This is a genomic window from Trichocoleus sp. FACHB-90 (genome assembly GCF_014695505.1).
Lineage (GTDB): Bacteria > Cyanobacteriota > Cyanobacteriia > Cyanobacteriales > FACHB-T130 > Funiculus > Funiculus sociatus.
The window spans coordinates 23,202-46,169 of sequence record NZ_JACJOK010000031.1; the positions used below are offsets into that span (position 1 = coordinate 23,202).

A 22,968-nucleotide genomic window follows, 5' to 3' on the forward strand; every position below is an offset into this window, starting at 1 on the left:
TTTCAGTAAAAACTACTATAGACAAAGGGGTTTAATTCTTTTCTCCTCAATCCATCCTAATCGACAGAGTAATCAACTTGAACCGCAAGTGGGGCATTAATTGGACTTGGGGAACGTTCACCCAGCTTCTCGTAGGAAAGGTGGGAGCGATCGCACTTACCCAACACTAAACAAGTGCGATCGCTACAGGTGCAATGAGGCAGTCAAACACTTGGTTAGATTTTTCCTAGATTGCGATCGCTTCCATCTGCTGAGAACTTTCTTTGAGCATTTGGGCGATCGCATTGTTGATGAAGGGAGAGCGATCGCATAGCATACCAGAAGCGATCGCTATAATTCCCTGCTTGAGAAAAAGAAACCGATCGCGACAAACCCGTGATCTAGAAGCAAAGACACATTACCAGGGCAGCACCTCACCATTAGCGTGCCAAAAAGTACCTGTATTTTCCAGTGTCAACTCATCAATCCTCGCCAACAACCCCTTCACCGACTCCTCCGGCGTAATGGCACCAGATGTAAAGTTCGTCATCCGGGTTTGAACTAACCCTGGATGCAGAATTGCCACCGCGATCGCACGCGGTTTGAGATCGAGGGACAGCGATTTGCCAGCCATCGACAACGCCACCTTCGACATCCGGTAGCCATAGGAACTGCCAGAGGTATTATCGGCAATTGACCCCATCCGACTTGTCATCAAGGCGATTTTGGAGCCTGTCTTGAGAAGTGGTAATAGCGCGTGAGTTACTCGTAAAGGCCCCAGAGCATTTACCTCAAACTGCTCTCGAATGCTTTCAAAATCTAAGTCTTCCAGGGTGACGCGCTTGATAATTCCCGCATTGTTAATCAGAACATCGATGGTCGTACCATCCAGGCGATCGCGTAAATCAGCAACCGAAGCATCAGAGGTAATATCAATCCCCTCCTCAACCTGCACCCCTAGCTGCTTCAACTCCTCAGAAGCACTGCGACAGACGGCAATAACGCGATCGCCCCGTGCTTGCAGTTGACGGCAGTATTCATAACCAATCCCGCGATTAGCACCCGTAACCAGATAAGTTGCCATGCAAACTCCAATGTCTTGATTAGAGAGACGTTCCTAGAAACCACTCATAGCCTACCTGAAACTGTCGCTTACCATCGTGTTCTATAATGCTGCCGTGTGCCACGATCGCTCGGTCAAAATCCCAGGTGAGAATCTGTTGAATGGACTGCTTTACCTGGTCTTTCTCCTGAGTTGCGATTTTTTCCAGTAATGATGGACGAAGTTGCTGGTAGCTACCGAGCAGTTTGGCAACTAATTGTGTGGTGAGCGAACTGTTTCCATCAAAATGAAATGCCAGGTCGGTCACAATCAAAGTACGGCTTTTGGCATGGAAGAAAACCCATTCATTCAGAGGAGAGTATCCTTTGAAATCCAGCGTGTTGAACCCTGTAACTATTGCAGCTTCAACGCCATCAAAAAGCTGGCTGGTGCGATCGCTAAGAATCTGGTCAATCACTAAATCGGGGCGCTTCTGTTCTAAACCCGGTGTTGCCCAAAGTTCTGCATCAGGATAAATCTGCTTGAACTGGGCGACGAACAAGTGATGATACAAATTGGGAACAACGATGTAACCAACGTCTCCTAATTCATTCAATTGATGAATCAGTGCGTCATCAGTGCGAATTGGCGAGATGACCATTAATTTGTCATCGTTCAGACGAATCACCGTCATTCTCGTCCCAACTTCTAACCCAAAATATTTCAGCGGTTGTTCAGCAACCCAAATGTCGGTATCAATAGCTCTCAGCATTGTGATGATTCAATTAGATTCGGTGGGTGAAGGATTAGAATTGCCGCACGCTGTAGTAGAGACAGGCTACACTGCCGACGATATAAACCAACCAGGTGCCAAAAAAGCCAATTGCCCGTCCCGGTGATGGCCCATAGGTTTGGATTAATCCCCAAGCATGAGCAATCCGCGCCAGAATCAGCGTTGCACCCAGCAGCCACAGCAGCCCAGATGCCGCTTGCATCCACTCCAAGGCAATCAGAAATAATAAGCCGAGGGGTACGTACTCGGTGAAATTGCCATGCGCCCGGATTGTCCGCTGCAACACGCCATCATCCACCTCTTTCGTGACAACGGACTGTTGCGTCAGTTTCTCCACGAACGCTGCCCAAGGGTTGGGATGTTTCAAATAATTGGGCTGTGAGGCGATTTCTGCGGGGGTTGCACCATGCCAGATGCGAGTACGGGTACGTTCCATCGCCACCCGATAGGACAAACCTAGAGCCAGTAACCCGTGACAGCCAATGAAGAAGGTTGAAATCGGAATCAGTGCAGACATTGATACTCAACAATCGCAATTCTGGTACTGAGGTTATTTGATGTTGGCGATCGCAGTCTTTTAAATTCTTGCGGACTATCGCCATCAGCTTTTTGGGACAATCAATTTTGAGTGAATGTCACCGAAATTGGATTAGATCCCCGACTTCTTGAAGAAGTCTGAATATCTGAGTAGCAATTCAACGATCCATCGCCCCTGCCTATGAATCTCTTGCAAGAGTTTCTGTTCAACCCAAGCGATCGCAAAATTCCTCTCGACCAGCCACCGATGGAAACCTTACCGCAATGGGGACATTGGCTGGAAACGCCAGAGATGATGGTGGCAATCATCCCACCGGGACATCTGGAAGTGAATCTGCGATCGCCCCTTCATCTGGTAGTCACCAGTTTTGGCGTCACTCGTGGAGTTGCTGCCTTTGATAGCGATCGCCTGCGACCTTACGAAGCCCTGCCGGGAGGATTTGATATTGTGCCTCAAGGCAGCACTTACCGTTCTGTCGAAGAGGCCTCCTGTTTTGTGGTTTTCGGGTATTCGCAAGCGTTCCTGTCGCGCACAGCGACAAAAGAGCAAACGATTGAGTTACTGCCGGGGCAGATTCCAAAGACGCATTGGGGTTTAAGTACAGCGATCGCTATAGAGGAGTTTTTTAACAACGGACAGGTTGGCGGTGCGTTCTACTTGGAATCCGTGGCAACGGCAGTGCTAGGGCAAATTATCTACCGGAGATCGAATCTCTCTGGATTCAAACGTCCGCCAGAATTTTTGGAACCCAAGCTGTTAAAAACTAGCCTGGAATACATCCAGGCATACCTGTCACAGGAATTGAACCTGAGCGATATTGCTGCCACGGTCGGCTTTAGCCCGTACCATTTTGCGCGGGCATTCAAAGCTACCACCGGGCTGTCACCCTATCAATACGTGCTGCGGTGTCGGTTGAAATATGCCCAGAAACTTTTGCATGACCCAACCCGCGAACTAGCTGAGGTTGCAGTGGAGGCGGGATTTGGCAACCAGAGTCACATGACCACCGTGTTTCGGAGAATGTTGCAGACAACCCCAAGACGTTATCGACAGGAGAAGGGGTTACAGCTACCCATTCTCTGACAATGCAAGCATTACTGATGACGGCGGCTTTATAGGGTCGTCAGGTCGAGGATGGCTTGTAGCCCAGCATTCGGAAGTAGAGTCCTTGTTGGGACAGAAGTTCGTCATGGGTGCCTTCTTCGACAATCTCGCCCTCCTGCATGACAAAAATGCGATCGCAGTCTACGGCGGTTTCGAGTCGGTGCGTCACTAAGATAATGGTTCTTTTGCGACGCAGACGCTGGAGGGTTTCGATGACCCACTGCTCGTGCTTCAAATCTAGCGAACTCGTCGGTTCGTCGAGGATGAGTATTGGAGCCTTCGTAGCTAGCGCCCGTGCGATCGCTAACCGCTGCCGCTGTCCGCCGGAAAGGTTCTGTCCGCCCTCACTAAGTAGGGTATCGTACTGATCCGGCAAGGCTTCGATGAACTCAGCCGCCCCGGATTCCACCGCCGCCTCCCGAATCTCGTTCAAGGTCGCGTCCGCGCAGCCGTAGGCAATATTCTCCGCAATCGTTCCGGGGAAAAGTGGGCTGCCTTGCGTGACCAGCGCCATGTGTTTGCGGACATCGGCAACCTTAAGGGTGCGGATGTCGAAGCCGTCGAGTTGAACGCTCCCCGATGTCGGGTCGTAGAAGCGCGGCAAGAGATTGAGGAGCGTGCTTTTTCCCGTCCCGCTAGGCCCCAAAAACGCCACCATCTGACCCGGTTCGATGGTTGCATCGATCTCCCGTAAGATAGGCCGCCCAGGGATGTACTCAAAGCTAACGTCGGCAAGGGTTAGGGTGCGGGGATGGACGGGAAACGATGGCGCATCAGGCTCGTCTTTGATGGTGGGTGGCTCGTCAATGATTGTAAAGACGCGATCGCATGAAGCTACAAAGGTCTGGATCTTGGTAGTGAACCCCAACACCCAACCGATCGGGTCCCAGAACTGATTAAGGTACGCCAAGAATACGATCAGATCGCCGAGGGTCAAGCCGTTTGGCACCTGGCGCAAAAACTGGTCGCGATAGACCAGATACCCGCCGTAGCCGAAGATTACCCCGCTTCCCAGAGCGAATACTACCTGAACCGTGAGCGGATAGAGGTTCTCCTGCCAATGAAGCCGCATAGAAGCACCAACGCTCCGCTCAACCACCCGCGTGAAGCGCCGCGACTCCGTTGCTTCTCGACGGAAAGACTGAATCAGTCCGATCAACTCTATCGCTTGCTGCATGGTTGAGGTCATCACCGCATCCGTCTGCTTCGACTCGAACGCCCGACGGCGAATCCTTCCCTCAAAGTACCAATTCGCCAGTATTAGAAGCGGCGTGAACGAAAGTGCGAACACGGTGAGAAGGACGTGACGCGATAGCATGATCCAGATCATCGCCGTCAGCGTCACCGATGCGGCGGTAGAGCCGATGAGCGTATCGATCACCCCCCAAGGGCCGAGGCTGTCGTAGCTCAACCGATAGATTGCGTCACCTTGCGATCGCGAACCGTGCCAGCCTAGACTCAGCGCCTGCATTTTGTCGTATAATTCGGTGCGAACCCGCAAGGTGCCGTTGTACTGGATGCGGTAGTTCAACATCTTACGAAGCATGAAGACGGTATCGCTCATGATCCTGATGATCGTCGCGACGAACGCCATTCCGAAAATTCGGTTCAGCTTGCCTTCGCCGAACGGGGCAAGAAACAGCGTATGAACCCAGTTGGGTTTCGGGGTTGGTGAGAGAACCGTATCAACTAGAATCGCCATAGGCCAAGCGTTGAGAAGGTTGAAAAGCACCGATGCCCCGATCAAAAATAAGAGCGTGACGATCAGCCAGAAGTCCTTGCGGAAGTAGGAAATAGACCGGAGGACGATCCGCAGCAACCAATGTTGGTTGATTGACGGCACCACCATTTTTGGTGAATTTTTAGGGGTTTTTAAACGTGCTTTGAGTGGAAAAGTCATGAATGTGCTGGGTGACTCTAAGCAGGACAATGCACCAATTGGGTGATGTCAGAGGACTGGGGAGGTCAGGAATCTACTTTGGGTTTTCACTCCTGTCCAAAAATCCTCAATCGAACCTCTGTAATATCCCCCGATCAACAGGACATTTTTGTAGTTAGGTGTAAGAAGTTAATTAAAAGTTATCAAGCTGGTGGTGCTGCGACAAAAAGAGCGTAAGGGGTTTGTCTTGTTGCCCAAGCGATGGGTGGTAGAACTGACTGATGTGTTGACCCGTTGACCATTTCAACCGTTTTAGCGGGTTTGAGCTTTCAGCCGGAACTTAAGTTCGCTGCAAAGTGCAATTGAAGCTTAGATAATTCACTCCTGCCAGTTCAAAAAAGCATCAATCAATTAGGTAAATAAACTGGGTGATGTGCAGCACATAACTTTGTTAAGGTCGGGCTGTTGTAACTGTTATGACAGAAACATTGGCGGATACAACTGCCGTCTTATTGGATTGTATCGGCTAGTAATAGAGTTGTTGTCCTACTAGAGCTACATACCTATCTATATGAAAAATCTCAACCAGTTGTCTTGGAAAAACGCAATCGCTTTGGCTGTTATGGCAACAATTGCCACTGGCGCGATTGCGCGGAGCGCAGCGCTGGAAGCGATCGCTAAACTCCCATCAACAGCCCAATCCTCAATCCAACCCAACTCAACAACACCAACAGCCTCTAACTCCAAAAAAGACTTTGAGCAAATCTACAATTTAAGCGGGCATCAATACGATGTTACTTTCCTGGCGTTCAATCCGAATAGTCAAATCCTGGTCAGCCATAGCGCTGGTAAGGCAATCAAGCTGTGGAACCTCAAGACAGGTAAGCTGCTGCGTACCCTGAATGAAAACGTATATGCCGCAGGTGTTGTTGCAATTACTCCCGATGCCCAAACCTTGGTGACTGTTGACCATAAGGCACAGGCTAATGGCAAAACGATTAAGGTGTGGAACCTGAAAACTAATAAACTTCTCCGCACCTTGAACGGTCATTCACAACCAGTCAATCACCTTGAAATTAGTGCCGATGGGCAAACTTTAGTAAGTGCCAGTAATGACAAGAAAGTGTTGGTGTGGAACCTGAAAACAGGCAAACGCCTACAGACCATCAATCCCCAATCAACCCCAATTCGGTCGATTGCCCTCAGCCCAAACAGTCAGCTGCTTGCGACTGGCGGTGGAGAGAGTGTGGATCAAAATACCAGTAAGGACACCAGCATTCAGCTATGGGATATCAAGACGGGAAAACTGCTGGGTACTCTCGAAGGACAGACTAGCCCAATTAGTTCCATTGTGATCGCTCCCGATGGGCAGACTCTTGTCAGTGTTGCAGATTCCATCAAGATATGGAACCTGAGAACAAAGCAGCTTCTCCACACGATACCTGGAGGTTCCGCTTCCATTTCAATTAGCCCTGATGGGCAGAAGCTGGTTACGGCGGCTTGGGATCATTCAGTCAAATTGTGGAATTTGCGGACTGGAACGCTACTTAAAACACTGTTTGAGCCTTCTATTAACGACCAAAATCTTGGTCGCATATACACAACCAGTATTGCCTTTAGTCCGGATGGCAAAACGATTGCCATCGGTTCTGGGGGTGTTTTGTCCACTTTTGGAATCAGTGTTTTGCGGGGGTCTTTTTGAAGCGCCGATCGCCTTTTAATCAGTTACCTCTTGCATAAATGCCTTGAACTAAACAGCCTTAAAGTTAAAACCCGTTAAAACGGGTTGAGGATGTTTGCCAGTTAGCTTTAGCTAACTTTAGCTTTCAGCCCGAAATTTATTTCAGGGCTGACTTTGCAAGAGGCTATTGTCAAAATGGCGTTTTTGCTTGGAGATGGAGAGTTTCTCCATGCGGATGCACAAAGCTAATTTCTCTGGCGTGCAGATGTAACCGACTGGCAGTTGCAGGGCATCCATAAGATAGCCCAATATCGTTACAAATAATTTCTAAATAACCGCTGCAACCTTGGCAGTATCACTTATTAAGTGTCCATCTTCCATGTGAACAATGCGATCGGCAATATCCAAAATGCGGTTGTCATGAGTCACCAGTAGAATGGTGCAACCTTGTTCTTTTGCCAGTATTTGCATCAAGCTAACGACTTCACGACCGGATTTGCTATCGAGAGCAGCAGTCGGTTCGTCAGCAAGAATCAGTTTAGGATGGCTTACCAAGGCGCGGGCGATCGCTACCCGTTGCTTTTGTCCACCCGACAGATCGGCGGGATAGTAATTAATCCGATTTCCCAATCCTACCTGTTCTAGCATTTCGGCTGAGCGCTGGCGCATCTGGTGCAAAGAAATATCCTTGTGCAACTCTAAGCCCATCTTGACGTTCTGGAGTGCCGTTAAGCTACCGTGCAAGTTGTGCGCCTGAAAGATATAACCATTGTGCCGTCGCGCTTGTACCAGTGCTGTCGGATTTGCACCACAGAGTTCTTGCCCTAATACCTTGAGACTACCCGATTGGGCAGATCGCAGTCCACCAACTAAAGTTAGCAGCGTGGTTTTGCCGGAACCAGAAGGCCCGGTCATGATAATAATCTCACCAGCATTGATTTTTAAACTGATGTCAAATAAAACTTGTTTGCGTAGTTGGCCTTGACCAAAGTAGTGATCGAGGTTGTGAATAGAGATGACAGGTTGAAGAGACATAATATAAACCTAAAACATATCAGCTGGGTCAGCTGATTGCAATTTGCGGGTAGCGATCGCTCCAGACAAGGTACACATCACCATCGTCAACATCAGTACGAAAATTCCTCGCGCCACAGTCATGTACAGAGGCAAATTCGTCGCATTACGAGTCAGGCGGTACAGTCCTGCGGAAATGGCAATACTAGGGATAAAGCCGATGATTGCCAAGATAACGGCTTCTTCAAACACCACCATGAGTAGGTAGCGATTGCGATAGCCCATTGCTTTGAAAGTGGCGTATTCTCCCATGTGAGCGTTCACATCTGTTGAGAGAACTTGGTAGACAATAATGACGCCAACAATGAAGCCCATTGTCACGCCCAAGTTAAAAATAAATCCAATTGGTGTATTCTTTGCCCAGTAGCTTCTTTCAAACTCGATAAATTCCTGCCGAGTCAGAACCTGAACATCATTCGGCAAGTGTGCTTTCAAAGCTTGTACTGTTTGCACTGGATCGGTTCCAGGTTGCAGTTGCAGTAAGCCGACACTGACGCTGCTTGCCTGTCTGCGGGGAAACAGCCGCAGAAAGTTTTGGTCGCTAGTAACCAGGTGTCCGTCTGCACCAAAGGAAGACCCGATGCGAATTTTGCCAGCAACGGTAACACTATGCCGCTCAATTTCTGTCTTCAGTGGCTGGTTTTGTTCGAGTTGCGCGATCGCTGCTTTGTAGTCTCCACGGCTACCACTGTCAAACAAAACTGTGTTAGGCAGCTTAATCTGGTTTAATTGTTGGTTAATGTCTGGTTGCTCAAAGACTGAGCTGTTAGGGTCAAATCCCAACATCAGCATACTCGTTTCGCGCTGGGTGGTCGGATGCTTCCAATTCACCATGTTGGCGTAGAGCGCTTCCGCAGACTGAACGCCCGGAATATCCATCGACTGGTACAAACGCCGTCGCGGGAAGGACGACATATTGCTTAGATTGCGAGCTTGAGGGCTGAGCAGAACGACATCGGCGCGAACGCTATTGTGGACAAGAACGGCACTGTTGAATAGCGCACTTTGAAACCCCAACTGCATCAACATCAAGACATCTGCAAACACAACACCCGCACACGCTACGACCAGTTTTCCTTTTTGATGACTCAGTTGCAGCCATCCTAAAGGTGTCCGGCGTTGGAGTTGTTGGAAGCCAATCATAATTCAATGACCACCTTAACTTGCTGATTGGTTAGTCGGGCAGCCTTGCCACTAGAGCCTGCATCCAGACGGATTTTGACTTCCACAATGCGCCCATCAATATTGGCGGACGGATCGCTATTCACAATGTCTTGGCGCAGCACTTTGTAGCCAACCTGTTCGACAGTACCGCTGAGTTCGCTGTCAATCGAGTCACTACTCACCCGCGCCGTTTGCCCTGGACGGATGTTCTTGATGTCACTCTGATAAACTTCTGCAATCGCAAACATCTGTTGCGTTCGCCCAATTTCGGCAATCCCGTCATTGCTAATTAGTTCGCCGGGACGGGTGTAGATTTTGAGGATTTGACCATCCTGAGGCGATCGCACGGATGCCTGTTCTAAGTTTGCCTTGGCTTGCTCAACGGCTGCTAAGGCTTGTCTGACATCGGCTTGGGCTACCTGCACGTCTACTGGACGCACCTCTGCAATTCGCTCCAGGGTGGCGCGGGCTTCATTCAGTTGTTGTTGGCGAGAATTGCGAGTGCGATCGCGGGCGGCTTGCGCTTCTTGGAGTTGCTTTTGGGCAGTTGTAAGTGTCAGTCGCTTACTATCGCGCTGGGATGCCGAAACCGCTCCGTTCTGGTAAAGCAATGCGTAGCGCTGATACTCTACCTGTGCATTTTGCACTTCGGCTTCCAGACGGGCAACGGTAGCGGCTTGCGCGTTCAAGTCCCCAACCCGTTCAGCTTCCAGTTGGGCAATCTGGGAACGTTGCGCCTGGATTTCGCCTGTCTTTGCTCCTGCACGCACCTGATCCAGTTTGGCTTGGGCAACTCGAACCTGTTCTTGTGCCTGCATCACAGATGCCTGAAGGCGATCGCGACTGTTGAGTATTGCAATTGCTTGTCCTTTGCGAACGCGATCGCCTTCCTTGACTAACAGTTGATCCACTCGATTCCCCTCCGCAGATGTGGGTGCAGAGAGCGCGATCGCTTCACCCTCTGGCTCTAGCCGTCCCAATGCTGTCACCGTCTGGATTTCCGGCGTACTGATCGCTGTGGATGGGGTCGTACTGGATTGCTGGATACGCCCTTGCGAAACGCTATATGCCATCACTCCACTTGTTGCCAGCGTTGCAGCGATCGCCAGCAGAGTCAGCGGTCGAGAAAGACGTTTAGAGGATGGATTACCTGCTGCCACTTCTTGCATCATCTGTCAGATTCCCCAGTTCTAGGAAGGGACTAAACTAAACGGTTTAGTTTTCATACAACTAAACTAAACGGTTTAGTATAGTAACGTCAAGGGAGTCCTGAAAATTCTCTAGAACTCCTCAAAGCGAATACCCCTAGAATGACTGTGACAATCAGATCAGGAATGAATGAGACAGACGAAGATGACGGAACCGAAGCAGGATGGATTGGGAGAGAAAGCCGAACAGATATTGACAGGCGCAATGCAAGAGTTTCTGGTGCATGGCTATGCCGCCACGAGCATGGATCGGGTGGCGAAGGCGGCTGGCGTATCCAAACCAACGGTTTACACTTACTTTCAAGATAAAGAAGGACTGTTCACTGCCCTCGTCCAAAGGTTTGCTCAAAGAAAGTTTTCCATCATCCAACGTTTCCTGCCGTCGGAAGGAGATGCTTTCGTCGTGCTGCGGCAGCTATTAACGAAGGCACTGAATGAGATTATTTGCGATAGTGAAGAAATTGCCCTGTTGCGGCTAATTATTGGCGAGTCTGGACGCTTTCCCGAACTGGCGCAAATCTTTGTTCGCACGTTGGTAAAACCGGGCGTTGAAACATTAAGTCAGTATCTGGCATCGAGTCCAAACTTAAAGATTGCCGATCCTGAAGCAACCGCACGCATTTTTTTAGGTGCATTAGTTCATTTCATGATGGTACAGAAAATGCTTCACGGTCAGGATATTCTGCCGATGGAGAGCGATCGCCTGATCGATAGCCTCATGCATCTCCTCAAAGACTCCGAGGCTTGAGCGGGGTTCATATTAGTAACGGTTTGCACATCCTTGTCATCTCACCCCGAACAATTGATGACAATTCGGGGATTACCGATTTAGTGGTGGGCAAATTGCTAGGTATGCGATCGCATAAGCTGTTTCCAGTGCTGGAATAATTCTTTTTAGCGGGACTTAAACCCCTTCGTTGTCTCCGCCCCTACCTGTCCCGGTTCTGCAATGTCGAAGACGAAGACACCACCAGGAATTAACGCGCTATAGATGCGACGGAAGACTTGATTTAACGTTTGGCGATCGTTGTCTGGATCGAACAGGTAGTTAAGGCATTCACTGATAGAGGTAACAGCGCTACACGGCGGGATGTCGGTTTTGAACAGGGATTCGACCCGAAACTCCGCATTGGGTACTCGTGTTCGAGCGATCGCGATCGCAGAGTCAGAGATATCAACTCCCAAAACCCGATAGTGAGCCTTTTCAAGTTCTTGTGCCCACAACCCAGTTCCGCAACCCAAATCCACCACTAAACCTTTTCGTATATTGCTCCGATCCAAAATTTCTAATATACCGGGAGCAGATTTAAGAGCGTAGTCACTAAAACCAACGTCGTGAATAAACGCGAGGTCTTCTTTGTACCACTCTGTCATATTGTCACCTTCGCACCAGCAGTCTGACTCATCAATTTATAGTCGGCACTGATGAGCCAAATCATATCTGATTGAGGCATTGATTAATCTGATGTACCTCTAGAGGCTAGATTACACAATCGGAAGCGCGATCGCAAACTCTGTGCCTCCTCCCCATTCAGAATTTACTTCAATCGTTCCTCCGTGCTTTTCAACAATAATTTGATGAGCGATCGTCAGTCCTAGACCTGTTCCTTTTCCAACGGGTTTAGTCGTGAATAGATGGTCAAAGATACGTTGTTTAACATCTTTCGTCATTCCCATCCCATTATCTATAATTCGGATTGCAACCTGCTGTTCATTTTTCATTTCGGTTTCAACGATAATTTGGTTGGGACTTGCTTTAATCGCTTCATAGCTGCGCCCCAGGTTCGCTTCTTCCAAGGCATCAATTGCATTTGCCAAAATATTCATAAATACCTGATTGAGTTGTCCTAAATAACACTCGACTTTAGGAATTTCACCATATTTTTTGATTACTTGAATCGCTGGACGATAATCCTGAGCTTTCAAACGATGTTGCAAAATCATCAGGGTACTTTCAAGTCCCTCATGTATGTTAACTGATACCTTGCAATCTACATCAGCACGCGAGAATGTTCTAAGTGATGTACTAATGTTGCGAATTCGCTCAATTCCTGTCTGCATAGACAAGAACATTTTAGGTAAATCTTCTAGAAGATATTCAATATCAATCTCTTCAGCTTTTTGTTCTATTTGTATGCCAGGATTAGGAAATGTGGTTTGATAAAGACGGATATAATCGACCGCATCTTTAACAGCAAGAGTAGCTTGCTCTAGATTGCCAGTAATACAACCAACTGGATTATTAATTTCATGAGCGATGCCAGAAACTAACTGACCAATTGTAGACAGTTTTTCATTTTGAATTAATTGCAATTGCGTTTTTTTTAATTCTTGTAGCGTGAATGTTAATTCAGACGTGCGTTTTTGAACAACTTGCTCAAGTTCTTGTTTTTGTTGTTCAAGTTCCAAACTTAAACGTCGAATTTTTAAGTGGGTTTGAATCCGGGCAAGCGCTTCTTCTTGGCGAAACGGTTTTGTAATATAGTCTACTGCCCCTAAATGTAACCCTTTGACTTTGTCTGTGGTATCAGTCAGCGCCGTCATGAAGATGACTGGAATGTTTTTTGTAGACGGATCAAACTGCAATTTACGGCAGGTTTCAAATCCATCAATTCCTGGCATCTGAACATCTAACAAAATTAAGTCTGGCGGATAGTTCTTGGCTTGCTCAATTCCACTAAAACCATCCATTTCTACCAAAACTTCATAGCCACACGAACCCAAAGCATTATGCAGTAATTCTAGATTGGTTGGGTTGTCGTCAATTACCAAAATAATTTCATGAGTGGCATTAAATGACATGATTTAATTGCTCCTGCGGTCGAATTCGGTGTATTTATAGATGGGCAAGACGGGAAAATCACCCCACCTTTTCCTGAAGAAATTGGCGAATTTTCCGAATATTAAATTCTTTTACAAACAAACTTAATTTATTGACAAACGGCTGATAACTTTCATCTAGCTGGGCAAGTCGTTCCAGTTCTTGTTGGATGCCTTTGATTTGTCCTCGCTTGGCACATTCCAGCAGGCTCGACAGTTCAGATAGGGGTGGCACAGCGAGTTCCGTTGGGGTTGCGTTTGCCAAGCGTGTTGCGATCGCTGATTCAATAGGGTTTGGCTCCGCATAGATCCAGTCTAGTTGTAGATGTTTTGCCAAGATGTGATATAAATCCTCGGCTTGCAAGGGTTTAGCTAGAAAATCGTTGCCGCCTGCTGCTAGGCTTTTCTGGCGATCGGTATCGTAAACGCTTGCCGATGACACAATGACTGGCACATCCTTGAACGTTTCTGACTGGCGCAGAAGCGCGAGAAAATCCCAACCGTTCATGTTGGGCATGAGTAGGTCAGTAATAATCAAATCTGGTTGAACTTGATGCGCCTTCTCCAAGCCTTCCCGTCCATCACTGGCTTCAATGACGGTGAATCCCAACGGTTGCAGCAAGTTAACAAAGACCGAGCGATTTTCCCATCGATCGTCCAGAATTAAGATGCTTCTGCGATCGCCTGTATAACCCGTAATGCGTCCTGCTTTGTTCAGTGTGTTGGTTGCTATCGAGTTTGTTACTAAAGCACACTCGATCTCAAACTCAAACGTACTACCGACATTTAGTAAGCTCTTAACGTGAATGTCTCCTCCCATTATCTCGACAATTTTTTTGCTGATGGCAAGTCCTAATCCAGTCCCCTCCGCTTGTCGCTTGAGATCACCAACCTGCTCGAAGGGGAGGAAAATTTGTTCTAGTTGCTCTGGTGACATTCCAATGCCAGTGTCTTCTACAACAAAGCGAAGTCGAGTCAACGAGGGTTGCAGCGAATTTTCAGTCACCTCTACTCGTAATGTGACGCTACCGGAGTCTGTAAACTTGATAGCATTGCCCAAGAGGTTCAGCAGCACTTGTCGCAAGCGTTTATGATCGGTGGCGATCGCTGTGGGCAGATTATCGGGTGGCTGATAAATGAACTGAATGCCTTTTTGCTCGGCGCGAATGCGGCAAATTTCCTCGACTCCTTGCAGGAAGGCAGACAGATGTACATCGCTCAGATGCAGTTCCATCTTCCGGGCTTCGATTTTGGAAAGATCGAGTACGTCTTCGATCAGCGTTAGCAAATGAGAGCCGCAATTATAGATGATGTCGATGCCGTGTTGTTGCTGTTCCGTAAGGTTGGGGGCAGCAGAAAGAACTTGAGCATACCCCAGGACACCGTTGAGAGGGGTGCGTAGTTCGTGGCTCATGTTGGCAAGAAATTCACTTTTAGCTTGGTTGGCAATTTCGGCGGAATTTTTTGCCTCATTGAGTTCAGTCGTCCGTTCTTCGACTCGTTGCTCCAATTCATCATTCGCTTGCCGGAGTTTTCTTTCTGCCTTGCGGTTTTCACTCGTCACCGCAGAGATGACAAATGTGATGATTGCGATGACGCAAATAAACGATTGCAGCAAGATGAGCGATTCATTGGGCGAGGCTTGTTTGGCAAACGAACCGAAACCGCGAACGGTGCCAAAAACTGCGATCGCTGACACAATTAGCACGAGTAGCGTTGATATCCGCGCTTCAAACCGAAACGCCGACCAAATCAGTGGGGGAATCACCATGTATTCGATTGGGTATCCTCCCGAAAAAGCTATATGGTCGAGTGCGATTACGCAGACCAATACAAATACAAACTCTATAATTTGTTGCTTGTTAAATTTTTTGGGATGTTCAGATTTTTGCCACCATGCCAGCAATAGGGGTGTAACGACCAAAATGCCCGTGCTATCTGATGCCAACCAGGTACGAAACACTTCTGCAAAGGCTGTCCAGGGAGCAATCCCACTTGTGCAAAGCGTGACGGCGGCTAGGAGAGAACTGAGCAGGGGGGTGGGGATGGTCAGGATGATAAATTTAAAAACGTCTTGCGATCGCTCTAAAAAATTGTGGCGTTTGATGAAGCGATTAATTAGAAAAGTCCCGCTGAATGGAGTGAGCAGGTTGACAGCGGGAATAATCAGACTGATTAAAAGATTGTTTGGGAAAAAAAGAATATGACTAACAATGAAATCACTCACAAATAAAATCGGCCAGACGCGATAGCCCAGTATCAGCATTGCTGCCAAAAAGACACCGAGTGAAGGCCAAAATACGGAGGCACCATTGACAAATGTCGTGGATAATCCTACGTATCCTAAATAGAGGTGAACAGCCGGAATTACCAGTGCTGCTATCAAGAAAGTGCGGTCGAGTTTAACTGGGAATTTCTGCTTTATCGCTATCGGCTGCATTTCCGGTCTCCGCGCACATACCATAAGAGCAGCCAATCTCTAGAAAGGCTGCTACCCTTATAGTTCCCAAATTAAATTTGAAGTTAACAGCGGGTGAGATTGAGATAGGTTAAGCTACAGAAATCTTAATTGGGGCTAAGGCAAGGACTCCTGCGTTTCAGATCATTTTGAAACTTACTCAGCTTGCCGAGGAGTCCTGCCCTCTTAATTTATTGATAAGTTTGCGCGGATGTTGGACGCGATCGCGTCCAAGCCATCACCGACCCGGCTCAATCTCCGAACCTGACTCCTGCCGAGAAAGATACCTTAACCCAGGCTGGGGGAGACATTTTGCTATTCCAATTGTGCGGCCCCTTGAGCTTTGGAGCCGCCAAGATTATCTCTCAGCGATGGCAATCGTTAAAGACTATCAAGTGCTGGTGCTGGATTTGAGTGAAGTCCCATCGATTGGTGTTACGGCTGCCTTAGCAATCGAAACAATGGTGGAGGATGCAGTAAAACAGCAACGTCATGTATGGATTGTCGTCACACCCGGACAAGTTCAGCGACGCATTGAGAAACTGAAATTACAACGATTTTCCGCAGCAGCCAACAGCTTAAATGGACAAACTGCTGCCATACCGCCACAAATTTACCAACTAGAAAACCGCTTCCAGGCGTTGCAATCTGCATTAGCGATCGCTCAACCCGAAATTCCTGTCACCACCACAACGATCGACCCGTGAATAGCATTCCTCTGATTCCATTTTTAACCTTGATTTATTGCACTAGGTTCCATGTAGACAAGTTCCCAAATGTGGCTATCTAAATCTTGAAAGCCATGTGCGTACATAAAACCGTGGTCTTGTGGTTCATTGTAGGTTGATCCACCAGCGACGACTGCCTTGCGAACCATTTCATCGACTTGTTCTCGGCTGTCAGAAGATAAGCAAACCAGCACTTCAGTGCTTTTGGTTGCATCACAAATTTCTTTCGGAGTAAACGTCTTAAACTTGTCGTGAGTCAATAGCATCACGAAGATGTCATCGCTGACAATCATGCAGGTCGCCGTTTCATCAGTAAATTGAGCGTTAAAACTGAAGCCAAGTTTCGTAAAAAACTCAACCGACTGATTCAGGTCTTTTACGGGCAGATTCACGAAAATTTTAGTAGTCATCTTTTCTCCTTTTGAGAGTTTATTGCATATATGGAAGTATCGGCAAGGCGACACTAATGTTCCGCTTGAGTCGTTTCACAAAAGACCACCAGTTCGCCGTCTCATGGGTGGCAAGGGAGACTCAAGCCGTCGCCAAGAACTCATCAAGGCAGTCAAAGCTGGAGTTCCACCCACCAATAACCCCCATCTCTTCATGCTTCCGGCGCTCCTCGGCAGACTCATGCACAATGCGGAGTGTGAGCTTGGTCTTGCCGTCCAAATCCTCGAAAAGCACCGTCATCACGATTCCCTTTGGCAGATCGGCGTTCACGACCTTTTCAAAGCCTTCATCAAATTCATCAGTGGTAACAATCCGTTCAAGAGGCACAATTTCGCGGAAGACACCTTTAACTGGGTACTCCGTACCGTCTGGGCCAATCATGACGTAGCGCGATTTACCGCCTGGACGCAGATCCAGCTCAGTCACCTTGGTCGTGAAGCCTTTCGGCCCCCACCACTGCGCTACGTGTTTCGGGTCAGTCCACGCCTTGAATACGAGTTCGCGCGGTGCGTTGAAGACGCGGGTGATGACGATCTCGCGATCGCTTTGAGCATCAATGGAATCATTTTTATTGCCCATCTTGTTTCTCCTGGGTTTGTAACTCGTGCAGGTAATCATCCAGCCGATTAAGTCTCTCTTCCCAAAATTGGCGATATTGCTCGATCCAATCCGCCGCATCCTTAAGTGGCTCCGCTTTGAGCTGGCAGGGTCGCCATTGAGCCTCCCGACCCCGCGTGATCAGTCCAGCACGCTCCAGCACCTTGAGATGCTTGGAAATGGCAGGAAGGCTCATCTCAAAGGGTTTAGCTAATTCAGTAACCGATGCCTCACCCTTGGCAAGGTGGGCCAGGATGGCACGCCGGGTGGGATCAGCAAGGGCGGCAAAGGTGACGCTCAGTTGATCGGAAGACACTTTTATTTAACCATGCAGCTAATTAACTACAAAGTTAAATAAACTATCCAAGAATGTCAAGTGCTGATTTAAGCGATCGCTTGCTGCGTCGTGTTAGGTGTACTGTCTGACATATTTAAGAACAATTCTCTGGATCTTCATAGGGCCCAAGAAATCTCTCCCCGTTGAAATGAATCATGTGATCGGGTTGATCTGCTACCCAAACTTCTGTTTCCCAAGAAATCTCAGCAAGATACCGAGCCATTTCCTTTCGGCTTGGGAAAGCCGTAACAAAAACTAATCCCTTACGACTCGACTGAAAGAGCTGCTTTAATTCATTGTGACGTTTCAAGTTGACTGGACCATGACTAATCACAGCTTCTATCAATACAAGCCAATCTTGCCGCTCATAGTAAACTACAATGTCTGGCATTTTACCGTGAGGATCTAATTCAATCCCTATTTCTCGGAATTTCTGAGTTTCATTGATGATGAACTTATTTCCGGCATCGCCAACATACAGAACTAAACCTCCAGGCGTAAATCTGGGACAAAAGCTTTCCAAAATATCTTTTATCAATATATTTTGTCCACCTGATGATAGCTGAATGGCTTGACCATTAGGCAAACTTACGGGAATCGTCGGGATATTTCGATTTTTATACTGCAATAAATTTGTGACTGAAACAGCATAATTTCGACGGGCTTCTTCCCATTGCTCAGTACCATAGGCTTTAAGAAGTGACAATGCTTGTTGATGAAGTTGATAACACCATTTAGGGCTGTTAATTGGTCGATCAGGTCGATCTGGATTCTCAACAACTATCCCCATCTGCACAAACTGGTGCATTGTCTGCCGTCGAACTGTTTCGCGTGTATTTGGTGCGTATTGTTTCCCGTAATAATCACGAAACCAATCCATCATTTCTGTAATTCCGCGTCTTGGTGTTGTCGCTTGATTCCAAGATGTTTCAGGCCGAATGTCTGCCAATGCAAGTAAGCAAAGTGCTGATCGTTCGTTCTGTTGCTCTCTGGGAGCAGAAATATCTTTGAGAATTGCAAGTGCTTCCTCAATTCGTTTGCCAGCCTGAACTGCATTTATTGCTTCGCTCATAATTGACAGAGTTTTGTGTACAACCGTATCAAGTTGCTCCTGATCAAAGTGAGAATCACTAATTTGTCTTCCAAGTCGCATCAGATCATCTTTGCCAGGGTATTTAATTTTACGCAAATCCGTTGCGTTGACTTGTGTGTGTCCACTAAACTGCCGGAAGTAACTGTCAAATAAAGTTGAATTGAGAAATGCAGCTAATCCTCGTGCAAGGTCGGGATTCATTCCCTTACCTCTAGCATGGTAATAATTAAGATGATTCTCTATGCCTAGTGCTGGCGCATCTACGGGAGGACACACAGCAGCAACAATACGACGCTTTTCCTCTTTAGCAGAAAACCGCTTTGTTAAAACGTACCAACCCGATTGAACTAACCATTTTCCTGTTTCTTGGTTTTGTTCAATTGCAATCGACTTGCGAGGATTGCTGGGTGGAAATAAAACTTTCCCTGCTTTCATAGCTTCTGGGTAAAGTAGTGGAACACTTTGCTCATCCAAGTAATTTCTCAAAGCTGATTTGAGACGAAAATCAACAACTGGGCCTGTTGAAACTTCTAACCCAATTTCATCCAAATTAGATGAAAATTTATCCATCTGCACTTTTAAAGCATCTTCAAGAGGGTTTGTGACAATATGAATAAAGCTTTCTGAGTCATTTGTTTCAACAAGTTGGTTATAAGGAATAAATCTTGATTCTAAAAAATCATTTGCATTGGTTCCAGAACTACTACTTATTTCTACACAATTAGGCTTTTCTCCGGACTTTAAGGCATGAAAAATGATATTTTCTTGCAATACGCCATCCTCGCAAAAGGCGGTCGAGCGGCTCTCAAAAACATGAACTTTTTTAAGTTCAATTTTTTCCAGAAAAGCTTTACGGAAAGGACGATAATAAGCACCATTACAGAAACTTCTAGGCGTAATTGCAACTATCTCTCCGTCCTTAGCAAGCTGTAATACAGTAAGCCAAACAAACGCACTATATAGATTTACAGTTTCAATCCCAAATTTTGAAAGAATTTTCTTTTCGATTGATTGCCTGTTAATTTTCTTATAAGGTGGATTTAGGATCGCGTGAGTAAAACGAATAGAGGATTTACTAAGAAGCGGCAAATTTATTTCAGTAAAGGACTTTATAAAACTTTTTTCATGTAAACAGTAATTTGCTTGAATCCCTCTGCTTTCTAAAGCTTCACAACACTTTATGAGGCATTTTTTCAAAGATGATAGAAAAGTTGATTCAACTTCATATGCTGTTATAAAGCAGCTCTCAACCTTGTTAGGATTTGCTAATAGCCGCTCTACAAAGGCAGCCGTTAATGCCCCAACTCCGGCTCCGGGATCTAGAAGGTTGACGTGGCCGGATAGACTGCTAAATTGTCTCGCCATAAAACGAGCAACCGGAGCAGGAGTCATAAACTGTCCCAATTCACTACGCTGTTTCAAATTCAGCTTTGAAGAGAAATGAATCCTGGCGATGTCAGCCGAGTCTGTAAGGAACGTCGTCATGCTCTCAATTTAGTGTTCGATATGAAGACATACCATATATTTGTCTTGTAGTACACCTAACTCGTGATTCGACAGCTCCTGTCTAATTCTCCAAATTGGGATGTTGTATAGATTCTGTCCATATAGCATTCCAACCGCCTCGACAGTATATGTGTGTTGTTACAAATTTTGAGTCTTATTCAACTCGTAAAAAAGACAATCTCTTCTGTTATGCCTACAATAGGCTACAAACCTATTTGCAAGTCCTTTCTTTGCCCTTCGCTTCTATGATTTTTCCTCCTTGGTAAGCTTCTAGAACCCAATCCAACGCACGATTCGCCTTAGAACTAAGGCGAAGAATTTGTTCGTGGATTCCCCCTCCGATCGCCAACGTCGTGAAGATGTTGCGCTGGCGATCAAATTTTGAGGACGGGAGAATTTCACGATGTCATTGAATGGTAAAAACAAAACGACTAGGACTGTCATTTTATTAACGGTTATCTTCCTGGTTATTGAATTATTAGACGAACTGGTGGATGGAGTACGGGGTGCTGCGTATCCATTGATTCGCAATGACCTGCATCTTTCCTATGTGCAAGTGGGGCTGTTGCTGACGATACCCAACACGGTCAGCAGCCTGATAGAGCCAATTCTGGGAATTTGGGCAGATATCGGTCAGCGACGGCAATTGATTTTGGGGGGAGGCGTTGCTTTTGCGATCGCATTACTCCTCATCTCCCTTAGCGATAACTTTTCCTGGCTGTTAGCAGCCTTTGTGCTGTTTTATCCAGCATCTGGTGCCTTTGTCAGTCTTTCCCAGGCGACGCTGATGGACATGGAACCAACCCGCCACGAACAAAACATGGCACGCTGGGCATTGGCGGGTTCGGTTGGCAATGTCCTGGGACCTTTGGCTTTAGCGGGTGCGATCGCATTCCATCAAAGTTGGCGGAGTGTATTTTTAATATTGGCGGTACTGACGGTATTACTTGTAGGGATGTTGTGGAAGTATCCGTTTTCAATTCCAACGACATCTTCTCATATTGACGAACCTGTACTTAGTTTCAAAGATGGTGTCTCTAATGCCATCAACGCCTTAAAACGACGCAACGTGCTACGTTGGCTAACCTTGTTGCAATTTTGCGATTTGATGTTGGATGTTCTGCGTGGCTTTTTGACACTGTATTTTGTTGATGTCGTGGGTGTAAACAATACGCAAGCAAGTTTTGCTCTCACGGTCTGGTTAGGGTTTGGCTTGCTGGGAGATTTTCTTCTCATTCCCTTACTAGAGCGGGTGCGAGGACTAGATTATTTGAGGATTAGCGCCATCCTTGTTTTGTGCCTTTATCCAGCTTTTTTGGTTGTACCCAATATCAATATCAAGTTGGTCATTCTTGCCTTCCTGGGCCTCCTTAATTCGGGTTGGTACTCTATTCTTCAGGGGCAATTGTACACAGCGATGCCGGGTCAGAGTGGTACCGTCATGACGCTAGATAACCTGGCGGCTTTCGTGGGTGGTTTAGCTCCGTTGGCGCTGGGTTTGGTTGCTCAACAGTATGGTTTACAACCTACGATGTGGATGTTACTTGCAGCACCCATCGCCTTACTGATTGGGCTTTTTTGAATTCTTTACCACTGGCAGGCTTTGCATTCATTTCGCAGTCTTGCCAGTGGTAATCTGATATTCGCTATTCGGGTTGCTTCAGGGCTGCTCTTGCTTGGCTCATATATTCCATTAAGGCTGAATCCATCGCACCTCGACTGGCAACTTCGACGCTTTCTTGCTGATACATCTGGCTAAGCGATCGCTCAATTCCGGCATCGCCTCCGGTGAATTCTTGAATTAGTTCTTGTGAGCGTCGAGCCAATTGCTGCACTGCTTCGCTGGTTGGGTCAATGCCATTTTGCATTGCAGTTCGAGCTTGATCAATCAATTCTTGCCATTGAGCTTCAACCTGCCGAATCCGTTCCTCACCCAGCATTTCCCGCCGTTCTTTGAGATAGTCTAGCTGTTCTGGGGTGTAGTAGTTTTCTACCATCATCGTGACCTCGATTAATTGAATAAATTCTTGGATAGAGATTGTTTCTGCGGATTGCAGATGAGTGGCGATCGCTTCCAGTCGCGCATAAAGCTGTTGCTGTAACTCCATCTGCTCCTTCAACCGGGAGAGGTGCAATTGCACCACATGGTGAGGCGAAAACTGACTTTGCTCCAGACACTCTCGGATTTGTTCCAAGGAGAAGCCAATTTGCCGTAACGACACGATTTGCTGTAACCGGATGATGTCATCTTCGATATACAGTCGGTAGCCTGTTTCAGTTCGTTGAGAAGGCGAGAGCAATCCAATCTCGTCGTAATAGTGCAATGTCCGAACGGAAACTCCTGTCTGTTTTGCCAGATCGCCGACTTTCATTGCAACGGGTTTCACTTCCTTCCTCCTTGCCGCTCCGAGACAATTCCAATTGATAAATTCATGGTAAGAGCCTCACGCTGCGTGAGAGTCAAGGGGAAAAGCAAACAAATTAGCTATTGCATTCGTTACCCTGAAGAATGTACAG

At 47.1% G+C, this 22,968-nt stretch carries 22 protein-coding genes and 1 pseudogene; 7 read left to right on the forward strand and 16 right to left on the reverse strand.

Features of this window, described 5'->3' with window-relative positions:
- The first annotated feature begins 100 nt into the window (after positions 1-100).
- Positions 101-313, forward strand: coding sequence for a hypothetical protein (locus H6F74_RS09330; protein ID WP_206756297.1), 213 nt, complete (start codon positions 101-103; stop codon positions 311-313).
- 84 nt (positions 314-397) lie between these two features.
- Here the strand turns inward: H6F74_RS09330 and H6F74_RS09335 are convergent, their stop codons facing one another.
- The 3 genes from H6F74_RS09335 to H6F74_RS09345 are packed head-to-tail and all read right to left on the reverse strand — an operon-like array spanning position 398 to position 2,331.
- Positions 398-1,063, reverse strand: coding sequence for an SDR family oxidoreductase (locus H6F74_RS09335; RefSeq protein WP_190439583.1), 666 nt, complete (start codon positions 1,061-1,063; stop codon positions 398-400).
- A gap of 19 nt (positions 1,064-1,082) precedes the next feature.
- Positions 1,083-1,793 carry a DUF4336 domain-containing protein gene (locus tag H6F74_RS09340; RefSeq protein WP_190439586.1) on the reverse strand — a complete coding sequence of 237 codons (711 nt, stop codon included), beginning with the start codon at positions 1,791-1,793 and terminating at the stop codon, positions 1,083-1,085.
- A gap of 34 nt (positions 1,794-1,827) precedes the next feature.
- Complete coding sequence (locus H6F74_RS09345; RefSeq protein ID WP_190439589.1) at positions 1,828-2,331, reverse strand: MAPEG family protein; 504 nt, start codon at positions 2,329-2,331, stop codon at positions 1,828-1,830.
- Positions 2,332-2,532: 201 nt separating this feature from the next.
- On the opposite strand from H6F74_RS09345, the gene H6F74_RS09350 reads away from it, so the two are divergent.
- Positions 2,533-3,435, forward strand: coding sequence for an AraC family transcriptional regulator (locus tag H6F74_RS09350; RefSeq protein WP_190439592.1), 903 nt, complete (start codon positions 2,533-2,535; stop codon positions 3,433-3,435).
- Between the two features lie 40 nt (positions 3,436-3,475).
- Here H6F74_RS09350 and H6F74_RS09355 read toward each other — a convergent pair whose 3' ends face one another.
- Positions 3,476-5,356, reverse strand: a complete 1,881-nt coding sequence (locus H6F74_RS09355) for an ABC transporter ATP-binding protein (RefSeq protein WP_199301029.1) — start codon at positions 5,354-5,356, stop codon at positions 3,476-3,478.
- A gap of 550 nt (positions 5,357-5,906) precedes the next feature.
- On the opposite strand from H6F74_RS09355, the gene H6F74_RS09360 reads away from it, so the two are divergent.
- On the forward strand, positions 5,907-7,037 hold the full coding sequence (locus tag H6F74_RS09360) for a WD40 repeat domain-containing protein (RefSeq protein ID WP_190439595.1): 1,131 nt from the start codon (positions 5,907-5,909) through the stop codon (positions 7,035-7,037).
- Between the two features lie 141 nt (positions 7,038-7,178).
- On the opposite strand, the gene H6F74_RS30465 is transcribed toward H6F74_RS09360, so the two are convergent.
- From H6F74_RS30465 to H6F74_RS09375, 4 genes are read right to left on the reverse strand one after another with little or no spacing between them, the layout of a single operon-like run.
- On the reverse strand, positions 7,179-7,313 hold the full coding sequence (locus H6F74_RS30465) for a hypothetical protein (RefSeq protein WP_277875786.1): 135 nt from the start codon (positions 7,311-7,313) through the stop codon (positions 7,179-7,181).
- Between the two features lie 30 nt (positions 7,314-7,343).
- Positions 7,344-8,051, reverse strand: coding sequence for a DevA family ABC transporter ATP-binding protein (locus H6F74_RS09365; protein ID WP_190439599.1), 708 nt, complete (start codon positions 8,049-8,051; stop codon positions 7,344-7,346).
- A 9-nt stretch (positions 8,052-8,060) separates the two neighbouring features.
- Positions 8,061-9,233 (reverse strand): ABC transporter permease DevC, encoded by a 1,173-nt coding sequence (devC, locus tag H6F74_RS09370; protein ID WP_190439602.1) that lies wholly within the window; start codon positions 9,231-9,233, stop codon positions 8,061-8,063.
- Positions 9,230-10,423, reverse strand: coding sequence for an ABC exporter membrane fusion protein (locus H6F74_RS09375; protein WP_199301033.1), 1,194 nt, complete (start codon positions 10,421-10,423; stop codon positions 9,230-9,232). The genes devC and H6F74_RS09375 overlap by 4 nt, the downstream gene beginning before the upstream one ends.
- Before the next feature lie 169 nt (positions 10,424-10,592).
- Between H6F74_RS09375 and H6F74_RS09380 the strand changes: the two genes are divergently transcribed.
- Positions 10,593-11,210, forward strand: a complete 618-nt coding sequence (locus H6F74_RS09380; RefSeq protein WP_190439605.1) for a TetR/AcrR family transcriptional regulator — start codon at positions 10,593-10,595, stop codon at positions 11,208-11,210.
- Positions 11,207-11,350, forward strand: coding sequence for a hypothetical protein (locus H6F74_RS09385; RefSeq protein WP_190439606.1), 144 nt, complete (start codon positions 11,207-11,209; stop codon positions 11,348-11,350). The genes H6F74_RS09380 and H6F74_RS09385 overlap by 4 nt, the downstream gene beginning before the upstream one ends.
- Positions 11,351-11,392: 42 nt before the next feature.
- Here H6F74_RS09385 and H6F74_RS09390 read toward each other — a convergent pair.
- From H6F74_RS09390 to H6F74_RS09400, 3 genes and pseudogenes are all read right to left on the reverse strand, one after another.
- Positions 11,393-11,836 (reverse strand): annotated as a pseudogene (locus tag H6F74_RS09390) (class I SAM-dependent methyltransferase); the annotation flags it as partial.
- Positions 11,837-11,947: 111 nt separating this feature from the next.
- Positions 11,948-13,264 (reverse strand): response regulator, encoded by a 1,317-nt coding sequence (locus H6F74_RS09395; protein ID WP_190439607.1) that lies wholly within the window; start codon positions 13,262-13,264, stop codon positions 11,948-11,950.
- A 58-nt stretch (positions 13,265-13,322) separates the two neighbouring features.
- Entirely contained in the window at positions 13,323-15,722 is a 2,400-nt protein-coding gene (locus tag H6F74_RS09400) for an MASE1 domain-containing protein (RefSeq protein WP_190439608.1), read from the reverse strand.
- Positions 15,723-15,889: 167 nt separating this feature from the next.
- Between H6F74_RS09400 and H6F74_RS09405 the strand changes: the two genes are divergently transcribed.
- Positions 15,890-16,447 (forward strand): sodium-independent anion transporter, encoded by a 558-nt coding sequence (locus H6F74_RS09405; protein WP_242021953.1) that lies wholly within the window; start codon positions 15,890-15,892, stop codon positions 16,445-16,447.
- Between the two features lie 23 nt (positions 16,448-16,470).
- On the opposite strand, the gene H6F74_RS09410 is transcribed toward H6F74_RS09405, so the two are convergent.
- From H6F74_RS09410 to H6F74_RS09425, 4 genes are all read right to left on the reverse strand, one after another.
- Complete coding sequence (locus H6F74_RS09410) at positions 16,471-16,878, reverse strand: VOC family protein (protein WP_190439609.1); 408 nt, start codon at positions 16,876-16,878, stop codon at positions 16,471-16,473.
- A 121-nt stretch (positions 16,879-16,999) separates the two neighbouring features.
- Positions 17,000-17,497 carry an SRPBCC domain-containing protein gene (locus H6F74_RS09415; protein ID WP_190439619.1) on the reverse strand — a complete coding sequence of 166 codons (498 nt, stop codon included), beginning with the start codon at positions 17,495-17,497 and terminating at the stop codon, positions 17,000-17,002.
- Positions 17,487-17,831: a metalloregulator ArsR/SmtB family transcription factor gene (locus H6F74_RS09420; RefSeq protein ID WP_190439622.1), complete on the reverse strand. Its 345-nt coding sequence runs from the start codon at positions 17,829-17,831 to the stop codon at positions 17,487-17,489. The genes H6F74_RS09415 and H6F74_RS09420 overlap by 11 nt, the downstream gene beginning before the upstream one ends.
- Before the next feature lie 115 nt (positions 17,832-17,946).
- Positions 17,947-20,430: a BsuBI/PstI family type II restriction endonuclease gene (locus H6F74_RS09425; protein WP_190439633.1), complete on the reverse strand. Its 2,484-nt coding sequence runs from the start codon at positions 20,428-20,430 to the stop codon at positions 17,947-17,949.
- Positions 20,431-20,854: 424 nt separating this feature from the next.
- Between H6F74_RS09425 and H6F74_RS09430 the strand changes: the two genes are divergently transcribed.
- On the forward strand, positions 20,855-22,033 hold the full coding sequence (locus tag H6F74_RS09430) for an MFS transporter (protein WP_190439636.1): 1,179 nt from the start codon (positions 20,855-20,857) through the stop codon (positions 22,031-22,033).
- Positions 22,034-22,097: 64 nt separating this feature from the next.
- Here the strand turns inward: H6F74_RS09430 and H6F74_RS09435 are convergent, their stop codons facing one another.
- Positions 22,098-22,838: a MerR family transcriptional regulator gene (locus H6F74_RS09435; RefSeq protein WP_347269494.1), complete on the reverse strand. Its 741-nt coding sequence runs from the start codon at positions 22,836-22,838 to the stop codon at positions 22,098-22,100.
- Positions 22,839-22,968: the final 130 nt, after the last annotated feature.